This window comes from Gulosibacter sediminis (genome assembly GCF_023370115.1).
GTDB classification, from domain to species: domain Bacteria; phylum Actinomycetota; class Actinomycetes; order Actinomycetales; family Microbacteriaceae; genus Gulosibacter; species Gulosibacter sediminis_A.
On the sequence record NZ_CP097160.1, the window covers coordinates 2,122,247 to 2,137,330 of the forward strand.

14 protein-coding genes are annotated in these 15,084 nt (G+C 67.8%); 6 read left to right on the forward strand and 8 right to left on the reverse strand.

Features of this window, described 5'->3' with window-relative positions:
* Positions 1-8: 8 nt before the first annotated feature.
* Positions 9-1,217 (reverse strand): cytochrome P450, encoded by a 1,209-nt coding sequence (locus M3M28_RS09755; protein WP_249386280.1) that lies wholly within the window; start codon positions 1,215-1,217, stop codon positions 9-11.
* A gap of 208 nt (positions 1,218-1,425) precedes the next feature.
* Between M3M28_RS09755 and M3M28_RS09760 the strand changes: the two genes are divergently transcribed.
* The 4 genes from M3M28_RS09760 to M3M28_RS09775 are packed head-to-tail and all read left to right on the forward strand — an operon-like array spanning position 1,426 to position 4,675.
* Positions 1,426-2,733, forward strand: a complete 1,308-nt coding sequence (locus M3M28_RS09760; RefSeq protein ID WP_249386281.1) for an FAD-dependent oxidoreductase — start codon at positions 1,426-1,428, stop codon at positions 2,731-2,733.
* Positions 2,734-2,741: 8 nt separating this feature from the next.
* Positions 2,742-3,200, forward strand: a complete 459-nt coding sequence (locus M3M28_RS09765) for a flavodoxin domain-containing protein (protein WP_249386282.1) — start codon at positions 2,742-2,744, stop codon at positions 3,198-3,200.
* 12 nt (positions 3,201-3,212) lie between these two features.
* Positions 3,213-3,977, forward strand: a complete 765-nt coding sequence (locus M3M28_RS09770) for a FadR/GntR family transcriptional regulator (protein ID WP_249386283.1) — start codon at positions 3,213-3,215, stop codon at positions 3,975-3,977.
* A complete protein-coding gene (locus M3M28_RS09775) occupies positions 3,974-4,675 on the forward strand; it encodes a cache domain-containing protein (RefSeq protein ID WP_249386284.1) in 702 nt (233 codons plus the stop codon). Before M3M28_RS09770 ends, M3M28_RS09775 begins: the two co-directional genes overlap by 4 nt.
* Here M3M28_RS09775 and M3M28_RS09780 read toward each other — a convergent pair.
* The gene (locus M3M28_RS09780; RefSeq protein ID WP_249386285.1) at positions 4,672-6,258 is read right to left on the reverse strand and encodes an APC family permease; all 1,587 of its coding nucleotides are present in this window, start codon (positions 6,256-6,258) and stop codon (positions 4,672-4,674) included. The two genes, M3M28_RS09775 and M3M28_RS09780, sit on opposite strands and share 4 nt — an antisense overlap.
* A gap of 407 nt (positions 6,259-6,665) precedes the next feature.
* Here M3M28_RS09780 and M3M28_RS09785 point away from each other — a divergent pair, with 407 nt between their 5' ends.
* Together M3M28_RS09785 and M3M28_RS09790 are read left to right on the forward strand one after the other, a co-directional pair.
* A complete protein-coding gene (locus M3M28_RS09785; RefSeq protein WP_249386286.1) occupies positions 6,666-7,862 on the forward strand; it encodes a CaiB/BaiF CoA transferase family protein in 1,197 nt (398 codons plus the stop codon).
* Positions 7,855-9,018, forward strand: coding sequence for an acyl-CoA dehydrogenase family protein (locus M3M28_RS09790; RefSeq protein ID WP_249386287.1), 1,164 nt, complete (start codon positions 7,855-7,857; stop codon positions 9,016-9,018). Before M3M28_RS09785 ends, M3M28_RS09790 begins: the two co-directional genes overlap by 8 nt.
* On the opposite strand, the gene M3M28_RS09795 is transcribed toward M3M28_RS09790, so the two are convergent.
* The 6 genes from M3M28_RS09795 to M3M28_RS09820 all read right to left on the reverse strand — a co-directional run bounded on the left by M3M28_RS09795 (position 9,015) and on the right by M3M28_RS09820 (position 15,050).
* Entirely contained in the window at positions 9,015-10,217 is a 1,203-nt protein-coding gene (locus tag M3M28_RS09795) for a type III PLP-dependent enzyme domain-containing protein (RefSeq protein WP_249386288.1), read from the reverse strand. The genes M3M28_RS09790 and M3M28_RS09795 overlap by 4 nt on opposite strands.
* Complete coding sequence (locus M3M28_RS09800; RefSeq protein ID WP_249386289.1) at positions 10,214-10,837, reverse strand: sugar transferase; 624 nt, start codon at positions 10,835-10,837, stop codon at positions 10,214-10,216. The genes M3M28_RS09795 and M3M28_RS09800 overlap by 4 nt, the downstream gene beginning before the upstream one ends.
* On the reverse strand, positions 10,815-11,897 hold the full coding sequence (locus M3M28_RS09805; protein ID WP_249386290.1) for an ATP-grasp domain-containing protein: 1,083 nt from the start codon (positions 11,895-11,897) through the stop codon (positions 10,815-10,817). Before M3M28_RS09805 ends, M3M28_RS09800 begins: the two co-directional genes overlap by 23 nt.
* Positions 11,890-12,618: a hypothetical protein gene (locus tag M3M28_RS09810; RefSeq protein WP_249386291.1), complete on the reverse strand. Its 729-nt coding sequence runs from the start codon at positions 12,616-12,618 to the stop codon at positions 11,890-11,892. The genes M3M28_RS09805 and M3M28_RS09810 overlap by 8 nt, the downstream gene beginning before the upstream one ends.
* Positions 12,619-12,771: 153 nt before the next feature.
* Positions 12,772-13,824, reverse strand: coding sequence for a GNAT family protein (locus M3M28_RS09815; RefSeq protein WP_249386292.1), 1,053 nt, complete (start codon positions 13,822-13,824; stop codon positions 12,772-12,774).
* A gap of 164 nt (positions 13,825-13,988) precedes the next feature.
* The gene (locus M3M28_RS09820; protein WP_249386293.1) at positions 13,989-15,050 is read right to left on the reverse strand and encodes a GNAT family N-acetyltransferase; all 1,062 of its coding nucleotides are present in this window, start codon (positions 15,048-15,050) and stop codon (positions 13,989-13,991) included.
* Between the last annotated feature and the right edge of the window lie 34 nt (positions 15,051-15,084).

Here is a 15,084-nt window from a genome sequence, read left to right on the forward strand (position 1 = left end):
GCGTGGGCTTAGGCCCGCGCCGTGAACGAGATGGGGAATCGCACCGGGCCGGTGTTGCCGGAGTCCGGCAGCCACTCGTCCCCACCCGCCGAGCGGATGTTGGTGAGATTGCGCGCGAGCACCGGCAGTGCCTGGCTCATGTCCGCGCGCGCGATGTAGTGGCCGAGGCAGTGATGCACGCCGCCACCGAACGTGAAGTGCGGCTTGCGTTCCGACGCGGTGATGTCGACCTCGGGGTCGGGATACGCGACCGGGTCGGTGCCCGAGGTCGCGGTGAACAGGTGCACGGTCGTACCCTTCGCGATCTGCACGCCCTCGTACTCGAAGTCGTCGATCGCCTCGCGGGTGACCCAGCGCGTGGTCGGGTTGACGCGCAGCGCCTCCTCGAGCGCCGCGGTCGCGAGCGACTCGTCGGCGGCGAGCTTCTCCCACTCCGCGGCATTTCGGATGTAGGTCTGCAGCGCGAGCCCGAGCTGGTTGCGGGTCGTGTCCATCCCGCCAAAGAGCATGAGCACGAGCGCGTTGCGGAGCTCCTCGCCCGAAAGCTTGTCGCCGTCGTCGCTGAACTGCACGAGCCGCGACACGACGTCCTGCCCGGGGTTCACCTTGCGCTCCTCGATGAGCTGCTCGACGAACTCGTACAGCTCGTGCACGGCCTCGTCGATCTGCTCGATGTCGTCCTTGATGCTCACGCTGAGCGCGTAGCCGACTGTGTTCGCCCGGCTCGCAATGAACTGCCAGTGCTTGTGGTCGAGCCCCATCATGATGCACAGCGCGCGGGTCGCGAACGGCTCGGCGAAGTCGGCGACGAACTCGCACTCGCCGCGGTCCTTGAAGCTCGCGACGAGTTCCTCCGCGAGCGCGGTGAACTCGGGCTCGAGCCGGCGCGCCATCGAGGGCGAGAAGGCCGGGTTGAGCAGGCGGCGGATGCGGTGGTGTTCGTCGCCCTCGAGCACGAGCAGGTTCTTGCTCCACCACTCGGAGAACAGGCCCGAGTGCACGCCGTTGAGTTCCGGCCAGCGGGCGGAGCCCTGCGACAGCTTCGGGTGCTTGAGCAGTTCGGCCACCTCGGCGTACCGCAGCACCGCGTAGCCGTAGTTGGTCTTCGCGATCCACGAGCGCTCGCGCGCATCGCGCACCGCTTCGGACTGCATCGCAAACTTCGGGTCTGCGATGTCGAAATATGGCAGATCGTCGATCACTTCGGCGCGACTCATGACGTTCCCTTCTTGCAAATCTTCTTCGATTTCCGGGGATTCAGGTGGTTAAACCTTCATTGGTGAATGAATAGAATCACAGGCCCCACGGAAGCGCAAGAGGGCAGTTTGCCCGATTCTCTGAATGTGTACGGGGTTTGCGAGGAGCACTTGCCGGATCCTCGCCGAGCGGGTAATGATTGAAAACCAGATTTTTAATGGAGGACCCATGTCCGAGATCCTCGCAACGGATCACGCAGCGCCGCGCCATATCGCCATCGTCGGCAGTGGCCCGAGCGGCTGCTTTACCGCCCAAGCACTCCACCGCAAGTGGCCGAATGCTGAAGTCACGGTCTTCGACCGGCTCGCGGTGCCGTACGGGCTGATTCGCTACGGGGTCGCCGCCGACCACCAACACACGAAGGCGATCACCCGCCAGTTCGACCGCAGCTTCGCCGACGGCGGCGTGCGGTTCGCTGGCAATATGGAAGTCGGCACCGACCTCGGCCTCGACCAGTTGCGCCAGAACTACGACATCGTCGTGCTCGCCTCGGGGCGGTGGCGCGACCGCGCGCTCTCGATTCCCGGCGGCAAACTCCCCGGCGTCGTCGTATCGGGCGACATCGTCAACGCGCTCAACGCCGTGCCGCGACCAGCGATCCCCATGCCCCGCATCGGCCGCCGGGTCGTCGTCGTCGGCGCGGGCAACGTCGCGCTCGACATGGTGCGCTTTCTCATCAAGACCGATGCCGACTACGAGGGCAGCGACGTCGCATCCGCCGCGCTGCAGCAGTACCTCGAGGCACCCGCGACCGAGATCACGGTGTTGAGCCGCTCCCCCATCGCCGCCGCCAAGGCCGACGTCGCGATGGTGAAAGAGCTCGGCAAGATCGACGGCGTCAAGTTCAGCTACGCGAACACGAGCCCCGCCACCGACGACAACGCGCTGGGGCGCAAGCGCGAGGAGGCCTTCGCGCAGCTCGCGGCGCTCGAGGTCGACAACCCCCGCGTGCGCGTGCACTTCATCTTCGGCGCCGAGCCCGGGCGCATCCGCGGCACCGAGCACGTCGAGGCCCTGCATCTCCAGGCCGCGCCCGCCGGCGAGCCGAGCGTGCTCGAGTGCGACACCGTCATCAGCGCGATCGGCTTCGACGTGAACGCCCCGGGGCAGTGGCACTACGCCCAGCACCTCGACTTCACGCCCGCCGACGCCACGGGGCGCATCGAGGACGGGCTCTACCGCGTCGGCTGGCTCAAGCGGGGCCCCCACGGCGCGATCCCCGCGAACCGCGCCGACGCGAACGAGGTCGCGAAGGAGATCATCGCCGACGTCGAGGCCGACCGATTCCACGCCCACGAGGAGGCGCGGGGCTACGAGGGCCTGCCCGAGCGCGCCCGCGCGAACGCCGTCAGCTTCGACGACTGGCGCCACATCGACGAGGCCGAGGTGCGCGCGGCCGAGCCCGGGCGCATCCGCCACAAGATCACCGACCACGACACCATGCTCGCAACGGTGCGAGCCGCAACCACTAAGTGAGGACACTCATGACCATCACCGTGCTCTACGGCACCGAGTCGGGTAACTCCGAGCTCATCGCGCAGGACATCAACGACCGCCTGCAGCAGGACGGCCACGAATCGGAGGTGTTCGACCTGCAGGACTTCGAGCCCGAGTCGATCACCGCCGACAACTTTTACATCATCGTCTGCTCGACGCACGGCGAGGGCGAGCTGCCGAACACCGCCCTGCCGTTCTTCGAGAAGTTCAAGGACTTCGCGGGCGACCTCACCGGCGTGCGCTACGCCATGTTCGGCCTCGGCGACACCTTCTACGAGGAGACCTACAGCCAGGGCAGCGAGCACCTCGACCGCCGCTTCACCGAGCTCGGCGCGACCCGGGTCGGCGACTACGGGCGCCACGACGCCTCGTCCTGGGACCTCCCGAGCGACGTTGCCCTCGAATGGTTGCCCGGAGTGCTGGGCGCCGAGGCGAAAGGTTCCTAGACTGACACCAAGATGAACACCGCGTCGCTCTTCAGTCCCGTCCGGCCCCGACTGCCGGCGTCGCTGACGTCTGGCGACGAGCTCGCCGATACGATCACCGCGGCGATCTCGCTCGGCTCCATCGCCGTGGGCGACCGGCTGCCGGCCGAGATCGACCTCGCGGCGGAGTTCGGTGTCGCGGTCGCGACCCTGCGCAAGAGCCTCGCGGTGTTGCGGTCGCAGCAGGTCGTCGAGACGCGGCGCGGGCGCGACGGCGGCACGTTCGTGATGCGCGTGCCGTTCCCGAGCGACGCGCAGGTGCGCGAGTACCTGCGCTCGCTCAGCATCATCGACCTGCGCGACTACAGCGACGAGCACACGGCGGTCGCCGGCGGCATCGCTCGCCTCGTGAGTCAGCGCGCGCTCGACCAAGACCTCGACGCGCTCGCCGAACAGGCGCAGCAGCAGGCCGAGACCGACGACCTCACGGCACAGGTCAGCCTCGACAACCGCTTCTATGTGCAGCTCGGGGCCGAGTCGCAGTCGCAGCGCCTCATGCGCGCGCAAATGCGCCTCCAGAGCGAAGTGTCGACGCTGAAGTGGTCGCCGGCCGCCGCCGCGACGAGCTCCGAGGCGGCAAAGTATGCGCGCATCCAGGTCGCCGACGCCCTGCGCCAGCGCGACCCCGAACTCGCCGAAGCGACCATCGGCAACCTCATTCGACAAACCACGTACCGGATCATCGACGTCAAGCTCACGCTCGACCGCCCCGACTCCGAAGGGAACGCAGCTTCATGACGACCCCCGCCGCCGCCGTCACCGAAATCGCCGACTGGTTCGAGGGCTATTTCGTCGATATCGAGCGCCTCCGCGATGAAATCACCGCCGAGCTCGCTTCGGTATTTACGGATGCGCGCCCCGTCGTGATCTCGCCGCCGGTGAGCGAGCGCATCCGCCAGATCTCGGTGGCGTTTCTCGAGCGGCACCCGCGCAGTGATGGCGCCGGCATCGTGTTCGAGCTCGCGCAGCTCGACCCGGCGAAGGCCCGGCTCGAGTGGTGGCTGCGCGACGGCGAGAAGTTTCAGCGCAACAACTTCATCCTCGACCCGAGCTCCGAGCGCTTTTACGACTTCGAGAAGCTCGACTGGTTTCGCGGCGGCTTTCACCACGAGTCGCGCACGATTGCCGGGCCGTACATCGACCACCTCGGCGTCGACTACTACATCAGCACGCTCACGGTGCCCGCGTTCGTCGGCGAACGCAAGGTGGGCATCGTCGGCTCGGATGTGCGCATGGACGATCTCGAGCGGGTGCTGATTCCGATGCTCGCGCCGCTCCCCCGCGGGGCCGCGGTGCTGAGCCGGCACAACCAGGTACTCGTTGGGAACTCGGGCGAGTTCAGCACCGGGGTGCTCGTCGCGGCCGTGCCGCAGAGGTTTTCGTGCGTGAGCATCCCAACCCCTGGGCTCGGCCTACGACTGCTGTATCGCGACTAGCCCCGCGCGTCGTCGCCCGGTCCACGCTCGGGATAGACGTGCGGCTTCTTGCCACTGAGCCGCATAGCGAGGTCTACGGCCTCCTCGGACTGCGCGATCGGCGTCGCGTAGCTGAGGTCGACGACCCCGGTGCCCGCGAGCTGCGCCGGGGCGTTGAGGTGCGGCTTCGCGATGAACAGGTAGAGCAGGCCGACGATGACCACGAGCGTGCCGACGATGAGCACCATCCAGGCCTGGAACCAGTTCACGTCGGGCACCGGCTGAATGAGCGTGTAGATCGCGAATGCCTGGTAGATCAGCGCGGCGATCGCGACGACCCAGCCCGCGTTGCCCATCGTGAACTGGCCCTTCGGCTTCCAGCCCTTCGCGCGCGCACGCAGCGATGCAATGACGACGCTCGCGAAGGCGAGGTAGATGCCAAAGGCCGCGAACGAGATGATCGCGATGAGCGCGTCGGCGCTGAGCAGCGAGATGACGAGCACGATCGCTGGCAGCAGCGCTGCGCCGAGGAGCGCGTATGGCGGCACCGCGCGCTTGCGGTTGAACTTCGCGAGCGCCTTCGACAGCGGCAGCTGCTTGTCGCGACCCATCGAGTACATGAGGCGCGAGGCTGCGGCCTGCAGCGAGATCGTGCACGAGAGGAATGAGACAAGCACGATGATCATGACGAGCCGGAAGCCGACCGGGCCGAAGGTCGCGAGGAAGATCTCGCTCACCGGGTCGGTCGCCGTGCCGTCCATCACCGCGGTGAAGTCGGGCACTGCGAGGATCAGGCCGAGCGCGATGAACATCGAGGCCACGCCGCCGACGTAGATCGTCATGCGCATGGCGCGCGGGATCACGCGGCCCGGATTCTTCACCTCTTCGGCGACGTCACCGTTCGCCTCGAAGCCGTAATAGAGGTAGATACCGAAGATCGCCGAGCCGATGAAGGCCGCGAGGAACGGCGTCGCCTCCTGCATCTCGGGGGTGCGGAAGTCGGTGAATAGCGCGCTGAGATCGTGGTGGCGCGAGGCGATGAGCAGCCAGGCGCCGATGAACACCGTCGCGATGATCTCAACCACGAAGCCGATGAACGCGACGTTCGCGAGGAACTTCGTGCCACCAAAGTTCACGAGGGTCGCGAGCACGAGTAGCAAGAGCGCGAGCAGCACGTTGGCGGTCGCGTTCATCTCGATACCGAAGAGGGCGCCGAGGAACGGGCCGGCACCGTAGGCGACGGATGCGATGGTCGCGTTGATCGCGATCATGTAGATCCAGCCCGAGATCCAGCCCCACTTGGGGCCCCAGAGGCGGCGGTTCCAGGGGTAAATGCCGCCGGCGACCGGGTACTGCGAGACAACCTCGCCGAACACGCACGCGACGAGCAGCTGTCCGAGGCCCGCGATGACGAGCATCCAGAACGCTGGCGGGCCGGCGATCGCGATCGACGCGGCGAAGGTGGTGTAGACGCCGACGACCGGCGAGAGATAGGTAAAGCCGAGGGCAAGGTTGCCCCAGAACCCCATATCGCGCTTGAACTCGCTCTCGATGTGAAGTTCGCCCTCGGCGGTGGGCGGTTGATTGTGCGTTGAAGTCTCCATGGAGGGCTCCGACCTCTCTGAGCAGGTGATTCAGTTCACTTTTAGAGGTTTAAGCCGTCGTGGCTGCCTCGTCCGTGCCGAATCAGATCTTGGGACTAACCCCGGTCGACTACGGTGTCGCCCGGATGCCGGCAATACTAGCAATCCTGCAGGTTTAGACAAGGGGGAAGGGGAGAGCAGTTTTCACCTCCTGGGGCGATCTTCCTTGACAGACGTCGTTGGAAGCTCCGAAATTCGCCGTTAATTTGCCAGATATTGCGCGTATTGCAAACATACATCTTCGAATCGCATCCGACCACTGCAGATTAAACGAATGAGTTTCAGTTGAGGATTGGAACTGACCCGGTCTGACTGCCTACGATGACAACGGGGATCGCGCGCAACGATGCGCGGCCCCGGGGAGCAACATGACGACACCACAACAGCCGGCCGGACCCCTCGCGGGCTTGCGCGTGCTTGATCTTTCGCGGATTCTCGCCGGCCCGATGGCCGCAATGACGCTCGCCGACCTCGGCGCCGAGGTGGTCAAGGTCGAGCGCGCGGGCGCGGGCGATGACACCCGCACCTGGGGCCCTCCCTACGCCGAGGACGGCACGGCCACCTACTTCCAGACGGCGAATCGCAATAAACAATCGGTTGCGCTGGATTTCACAAACGCAGACGATCTGCGCGTCGTGCGCGGGCTCATCCGCGACGCCGACATCGCCGTCGACAACTTCCTGCCGGGCGCACTCGACCGCCTCGGCATCGGCCACGAGACGATGCGCGAACTCAACCCCCGCATTGTCACCGCCACGATCTCGGGCTTCGGCTCGACCGGCGGCGCGAGCCGCCCCGGCTACGACTTCGTCGTGCAGGCACTCAGCGGCCTCATGCACGTCACCGGCGAGCGCGACGGCGCGGCCATGAAGGTCGGCGTCGCGCTCGTCGACATCCTCGCCGCGAAGGATCTCACCATCGGCGTGCTCGCGGCGCTCCGTCACCGCGACGCGACCGGCACGGGCATGCACGTCGAGGTCAATCTGCTCTCGAGCATCCAGCAGGCCCTCGCGAACCAGTCGCAGGCCGTCGTCGGCGCCGGCGCCTCGCCCACCCGCCTGGGGAACATGCACCCGTCGATCTGCCCCTACGAGTCGCTGCCGTGCGCCGAGGGCGAGCTCGCCGTCGCGGTCGGCAACGACAAGCAGTTCCGCGTGTTCGTGCGCGAGCTCGGCGTGCCGCAGCTCGCCGACGACGAGCGCTTCGCGACGAACCCGCTGCGGGTCGAGCATCGCGAAGAGCTCCGCCCACTGCTCAGCGAGGCCCTCGCCGCGAAGCCGGCGGCCGAGTGGCAAGACCAGCTCGTGCCCGCGGGCCTCGCCGTCGGTAAGGTGAACACGATCGCCGAGGGCATCGCCCTCGCGCAGGAGCTCGGCATCGACCCCGTCGTGCCGCTCGAGCGCGACGGCGTTGCGTCGAGCGGCCTGCGCCACCCCATCCGCTACACCCCCGAGTTCCCCCTGCCCCTCGTCGGCCCGCCAGCCCTCGACGCCGACGGCGACGAGATCCGCGCGCGCTACCGAGACACCGACGCCCCGAACACCGAAAGGCCCAGCAATGTCTGAACTGACCGACCTGCTCAATCTCGAAGCCGAGTTCACCGAAGAGGAGCTCGCGCTGCGCGACCGCGTGCGCGAATTCGTCGACCGTCGCATCCGCCCGAACATCGAGCAGTGGTACGAGGACGCCGTGTTCCCGACCGAGATCATCCCCGAGATGGCCGAGCTCGGCCTGCTCGGCATGCACATTCAGGGCTACGGCTGCGCCGGCCGCAGCGCGACCGAATACGGCATCGCGATGCAGGAGCTCGAGGCGGGCGACTCGGGCCTGCGCACCTTCGTGTCGGTGCAGGGCTCGCTCGCGATGAGCGCGATCGCGAAGCACGGCTCTGAGGAGCAGAAGCAGCACTGGCTGCCCGAGATGGCCGCCGGCCGCGTCGTCGGCTGCTTCGGCCTCACCGAGCCCGAGGCCGGCAGCGACCCGGCCGGGATGCAGACGACCGCCGTGCGAGATGGCGACGGCTGGGTGCTCAACGGCTCGAAGCGCTGGATCGGCCTCGGCACGATCGCGCAGATCGCCATTGTGTGGGCGAAGACCGACGAGGGCGTGCGCGGCTTCATCGTTCCGACCGACGCCGAGGGCTTCTCCGCGAAGGCGCTCGAGCCGAAACTGTCGATGCGCGCGTCGATCCAGACCGAGCTCACCTTCGACAACATCCGCCTCACCGAGGCCGACCGCCTGCCGGGCGCGACGAGCCTGCGCGCACCGTTCGAGTGCCTCAATGAGGCCCGCTACGGCATCGTGTGGGGCGCGATGGGCGCCGCCCGCGACGCCTTCGAGAAGGCCGCGAGCTACGCCGGCGAGCGCCACCAGTTCAACCGGCCGCTCTCGTCGTTCCAGCTCACCCAGAAGAAGCTCACCGACATGGCACTCGAGATCGTCAAGGGCCAGCTGCTTTCACTGCGCATCGGCCGCCTCAAGGACGCCGGCAAGCTCGAGCGCCACATGATCTCGGTCGGCAAGCTCAACAACTGCCGCGCCGCGATCGACATCTGCCGCGAGGCGCGCACGATCCTGGGCGGCAACGGCATCCTGCTCGAGAACTCCGTGCTGCGCCACGCGAACAACCTCGAGTCAGTGCGCACCTACGAAGGCACCGACGAGGTCCACACCCTCATCATCGGCCAGCACCTCACGGGCCAAAACGCCTTCGCCAACTAACGCGCCAGAATCCGGGCAGGGAGCCAGGTGTTGCCTCGGAGGTAGTCAGCGACGGATGCTCGCTCGCGGACCTGCGTGTAGGCGCCAGTAGCGTCGCGCACGTAGACCGCGGGCGGCAGCTCGATGAAGGTCGACTGGTACGACATCGTGTAGGCGCCGACGTTGCGGAAGACGAGCCGGTCGCCGACTCGCAGTCCGGGCGCACCCTCGAGCGTGAGGAGGCGGTCGTCCTCCATGCAGGTGAAGCCGCTGACGATCTGCGAGGGGACGGTCGCCGTCGACGTCGTGGTGAGGTCGACGGCGAAGGGCCGGCTCCGGCGAAACAGCGGGTCGAGGTCGGTGCGGCTCGTGTCGGTCACGACGAAGCGGCTGTCGCCCACCCACTTCACATCGACGACGCTCGCGTGAAACTCGATCGGCACCGCCGTGAGCGAGCCGCCCGGTTCGACGATCAGCCGCGTGCGCGCAGGGTCAACGGCGCCCGCGAGGCACTCGAGAATGGCGCCGACGTAGTCATCGAAGGTCGGGCGGCCGTCGACGCTGCCGAAGAAGCCACCGCCGATGTCGACCCAGTCGAGCTCGAGCCCGCGCTCGGCGATGAGCTCGGCGGCGAGGGTGGCGGATGCACGGTACACGTCAACCGCCTGACTGCGCGAGTTGCGGTGCATGTGCAACCCCGCGAGGCGCACTCCCCCGGCGCGCAGCCGCGCGATCGCCTCATCGAGCTCGCCGTTGTCGACGTTGAAGCCGAAGCGGCTGCCCGCCGCGCCCGTCGTGCTCTCGCCCGGCACGCGGGCCTCGAGGTCCCAGTTCACCCGCAGGCCAACGGCGAGCTGTGCATCCGGCAGCTCTCGGCCGAGCTCGGCGGCCCACTCGACCTCGCGCTTCGCGTCGAGGTTCACGATCGACCCCGCCGCGAGCGCCGCGCGCAGCCGCTCGCGGCCCTTCACCGGGCCGTTGTAGACGATGCGCTCGGCCGGGTAGCCGAGGGCGAGCGCGAGCTCGTACTCGTGGTCGGAGACCACCTCGGCCCAGAAGCCGCGTTCGCGCAGGTACGAGATCAGCCACGGCAGCGCGTTCGTCTTGAACGAGTACGACAGGATCGAGTTCGGCCAATGCCGCTCGAGCGCCGACTCGAACCGCTCGGCGAACAGCGCGAGCAGCGGCTCGTCGACCACGAAGGCGGGCGTCGGGATCATGCCGTGGGCTCCTCGCGAAACGCTTCGCGGGTCGCGTGGCCCTCGGCCGAGATGCCGTCGCGCTTCAGCACGGTCGCGATGGTGCGCCCGAGGATGCGCAGGTCGAGGCCCGCGCTGCGGTGGTCGACGTACTCGACGTCGAGTTCGAAGATCTCGTCCCACTCGAGCGAGTTGCGGCCGCTCACCTGCGCGAGCCCGGTGATGCCGGGGCGCACCTCGTGGCGGCGCGCCTGCCGGGGCGTGTAGCCGTCGAGGTAGTGCACGAGCAACGGCCGGGGCCCGACGACGCTCATGTCGCCGCGCAGCACGTTCCAGAGCGACGGCAGCTCGTCGAGGCTCGACGAGCGCAGCGCGCTGCCGAATGGCGTGAGGCGATCCTCGTCCTCGAGCAGGCGACCCTGCGCATCCCGGTCGTCGAGCATGCTGCGGAACTTCAGCAGCGTGAAGGTGCGCCCGTCCCGGCCGGCCCGCGCCTGCCGAAACAGCACCGGCGCGCCGAGCTTCGTGCGCACCGCGAGCGCGGTGCCCGCGATCACCGGCGCGAGCAAGATGAGCCCGGCAGTCGCCGCGACGATGTCGAGCCCGCGCTTCACGACGTCATACACTCGCGGCTGCGCCATGGGGGTCCTCCTGAGGGATGCGGTCGGTTGCGACAGCCAGCACCTCGACGGCCTTCGCCGCGATCGTGCCCGGTCGGGTGCGGAGCCAGTCGGGTTCGGGGTCGCGGCCGAGGCCCCACGCCACGTAGGCGGCGGGGATGTCGGCCCCGGCGACGTGCGAGAGCGGGTAGCCGCCGCCGAAGCGCGGGTTGACGTCGATGACCGACAGCTCCCCCGCATCCGTACGGATCACGTCGAGATCGACGAGCCCGCGGTGCCCGAGGGCTCGCGCGACGCCGCGCGCGAGCTCGAGGTAGGGCGTCGCGTCGACCGATTCGGCGCGGTCGGTTTCGCCGGCGCGCATCGCGATCTTGCGGCGCACGAGCGCGGTCGCGAACTCGCCGCGCAAGTCGGTCACGACGTCGACGCCGTGCTCGACGCCCCGCAGCCGCGGCTGCACAACGATGAGTTCGTCGGCGGCGTCGGGTTCGGGCTCGCTTCGGCCGTCGCGGTGGGTCACCTCGCCGCGCGCGCGGGCGATGGCCTCGGGCAGGGATGCGGCGCTCGCGAACCCGAGGCCACGGGAGCCGCTGCCGAAGCGCCCCTTCACGACGAACTCATCGGCGCCGAGACGCTCGCTCAACGCCGAGACGCCGAGGCGCAGTGCCGTCGATGCGAGCAGCGTCTCGGGGCTCGTCACGCCGGCGTTCGCGAGCAACTGGGCCGTCGCGAGCTTGTCTTCGACGATGCGCTGGTGCTCGGCGTCGAGCCGCACGAGCACGTCGAAGGCGGGCCGCTCGTCGAGGCGGGCCCAACGCGAGAGTTCAAAGTCGTTGATGCTCACTGCGAGCGTCACCGCCCCGCGCCGCAGCGTCGCCTCGAGCCAGTCGGCGTAGCCGGGGTCGGTGACCGGCAAGGCCTCGACGAAGGCATCGGCGACGGCGGCCGCGGGCGAGAACGGGTCAAGGTCGGCGACAATGACACGGCCCGCGACACCGTTGCGCCGCAGCGCGTCGCGGAACCAGCGCACCAGGTAGGGGCGGCGCCCACCTGAGGCCACGAGCACAGTGAAGTCAGGCACGGGCGGGCTCGTCCATACTCGATTCGGCGGGCTGCAGGTACGGCGGGAAGAAGCCGTCGGTGCGCCCGACGACCCGCTCGTGTTCTCGCTCCCAAAGGGCGCAGAGTCGGCCGTATTCGACCGGGTCGACGACGATGCGCGCGCTCGACGCGATCGGCTGCACCTTCGTGATTCCCGCCTTAAAGTGCCGCAGCGATTCGTGTGCCCCTTCGTCGAGGAAGTAATCGTGCAGGCCCTGCCCGTGCGCCCACTCGAGTTCGCGGTCGTAGAGTCCGATCTGTGGCACCTGCTGCTGGTACTGCGGGTTCGCACCGACGTAGAGCAGCTCGGCGATGTCACCGAGGCCGTCGCGGAGCTGCTCGAAGAACTCGAGCGAGTACAGGTGGTAGAACTCGTCCAGGTACCGCCACTCAGTGTCGGGCTCGCAGCTGAACCCATTGGCGTGAAACGAGCGGATGCCCCGCCGGTGGTTCATCCGCATGCCGCCCCGGATCTCTTCGAGGGGGCGGTCGAGTGGGATATCGAAAGTCGGGCCGTGGTCAACGATCGCGCCGAAGCGGGCGAGGTCGGCCTCGGCGGAGTCAAGCAGCGGATGCAGGCGAAGGAAGAGCGTCACAACGCCGCGCAGCTGCAGGAAGTCAAGGAGCTCGCCGATCGCCTGCCTGCGCCACTGCGGTGTCGTGCCCTCCGCATCCTCGACCATGAGGAGCTGCGAGGACACGCCGCGGAAGGCATCGTAGGCAGTGAGTGCGGCCGGCAGATGATCGATGTCGTGTCGCACGCGGCTCAGGAGTGCCGGCCAGCGCGGGTCAGCGAGTTCAAGGAATTCAACGTCCAACGCAACGACTACCCTTCTCATGCGGTTGATCGCGGTCTACGACCCCGCCAGATCTCTGATCGTTGCAGACGGCTCGTCGGCCTCCACCGTCGCAGCGTGCCTTTCACCCCTGCCGGTCACCCCGGTCCGTCGATACGGTGGGAAGAAGTCGTCGCTGTGGGGCACCGGACGCTCCGCGACGAGCTCCCAGGCGGCGCATTGCCGCCCGAATTCAACGGGGTCGATGACGATGCGCGCGCTCGAGGAAACCGGCTGATGTGTGGTCATACCGGCCTTGAATCGCCGCAGCGACTCGTACGCGGCGCCATCGAAGAAGTAGTTTTGCGCTCTGCGGGCGAGCGCCCACTGCACCTCGGCGTCGTAGGAGCCGATCTGCGGAATTTCACCGTGAAACTCGGCGTTCACCGCGCCGTAGAGGCCCTGGACGATCCCGCCGCACTCGGTGACGATGCCGCCCATGGCGAGGAGACCGTCGACTTCGAGCGTCCAAAGCGACACGTGATCGCTCAGGGTGTCGCGGAGCCGCTCGAAATAGTCGAGTGTGAAACGGAAGTCATCACTCGCGCCCACACGCTCCATGGTTTGCGCGTAGATGGCATGAAAGTCAGGCAGCGCCTCCCAATCAGGGTCGGGGGAATAGTCATAGCCGGCCGCCTGAAACTTCCGAATGCCCCGCCGGTGGCTCTTGCTCATCGCGGCGCGGATATCGTCGAGCGGCCGGTCGAGCTGGATGTTGAAGGTCGGTCCGTGCTCGACGACCGCGCCGAATCGCGAGAACTCAGCCGCCGACGAGTCGAGCAGCGGGTGAAACCGGAGAAACAGCGAGACGACGCCGCGGCGGCGCAGAAATATCAGCAGCTCGCGAATCGCCTCCCGTCGCCACTCGATCGAGGTGCCGTCGGTAAACAGGGGCGCCGAGCGCACCTCCGACGAGGCCGCATCGAGACTCCCGCCGTTCCTTCCCAGGATGCGCAGGGGCACGAGCAAGGCACCCACGTCATCCTCGACGACGGCAAGCTGCGAGGCCCCTCCCCGGAAGGCGTCGTGCGCCGCGAGGTAAGCCGGCAGGTGGTCCACGTCGTGCTGCACAGTTGCAAGCAGCGCATCCCACCGCTCGTCACCGATGTCGAGTAGTTGTGCTTGCATGCGCTCCAGCGCCCCTCTCGGCCGCTGCGGCCTTGCGGGGTGTCGTCGGCCGCCGTGCTTCGAGACTCTCAGAAATCTGCGGGTTCACCCGCGGATGTCGCTAGCTTTCACCCCGCAGTATGCCCCGCCACGACCTCGATGCGCGTGCTGTCGCGGTACGGCGGGAAGAATTCGTCAGTGCGGCCGACGAGCAGGCCCGTGCGCTGCTGCCACGCCTCGCAGCGTCGCCCAAACTCGGTGTGGTTCACGACGATGCGCGCGCTGTACTCGACGGGCCGCACCTTCGTAATGCCGGCCTTGAACTGGTGCAGCGATTCGGTGCCCGCGCCGCCGATGAAGTAGTCGCGGTGCCCCGTCGCCTGGGCCCACTCGAGTTCCTGGTCGTAGAGCGCCACCTGCGGCACCTGGCTGTGGAAGTCAGGATGCACGCCCGCGTAGAGCCCCTGCACGATGCCGCAGCAGTCGGTCACGAGGTGCGCCGCGACGATCTGCTCGCCCGAGCGGAGCACCCAGAGCGCGACCCGGTCGCCGAGCGCGACGACAACATCCTCGAAGTAGCCGAGTGAGAAGCGGTACTCGTCGCGCGCGTGCACCCGCTGCATCGAGAGTTCGTAGAGCTCGTGAAACGCCGCGAGGTTGTCACAGGCAGGCTCACGCTCGAAGCGGAAGTCGCACGCCCGGAACTTGCGGATGCTCTGGCGGTGGCTGCGCCGCATGTTCGCCCGAATCTCCTCGAGCGGGTGATCGAGGGGAATGTCGTAGGTCGCGCCGTGCTCGACGATGGCGCCGAAGGCGGCAAAGTCACTGCGGTGGCCTTCGAGCAACGGATGAAAGCGCAAGAACAACGACACGGTGCCCCTGCTCCGCAGATACTCGAGCAGAGCGCGGATGGCGGCCTGACGCCACTGGGCGCTCGTGCCCTCGGTGCAGAGCGGGGATGCGCGCAGCTCCGCTGAGACCGCGTCCCGCATCCCATCCGGCAGCTCGATGAACCGCAAGGGCACGGCGAACACGTTGTCGCCGTCGCGCACGTGCGCGAGCACGGAGGTGCTCCCCCGCCGGCGGTCGCTCGCCGCGAGATAGCAGGGCAGGTGGTCGATGTCGTGCCGCACGCGTGCGAGCAACGTCGGCCAGCGCGCATCCTCTTGGTCGAGAAGCTGAACTTCCATGCTGCCCTCTCTGTGGACCATCCAAGAGGGAATG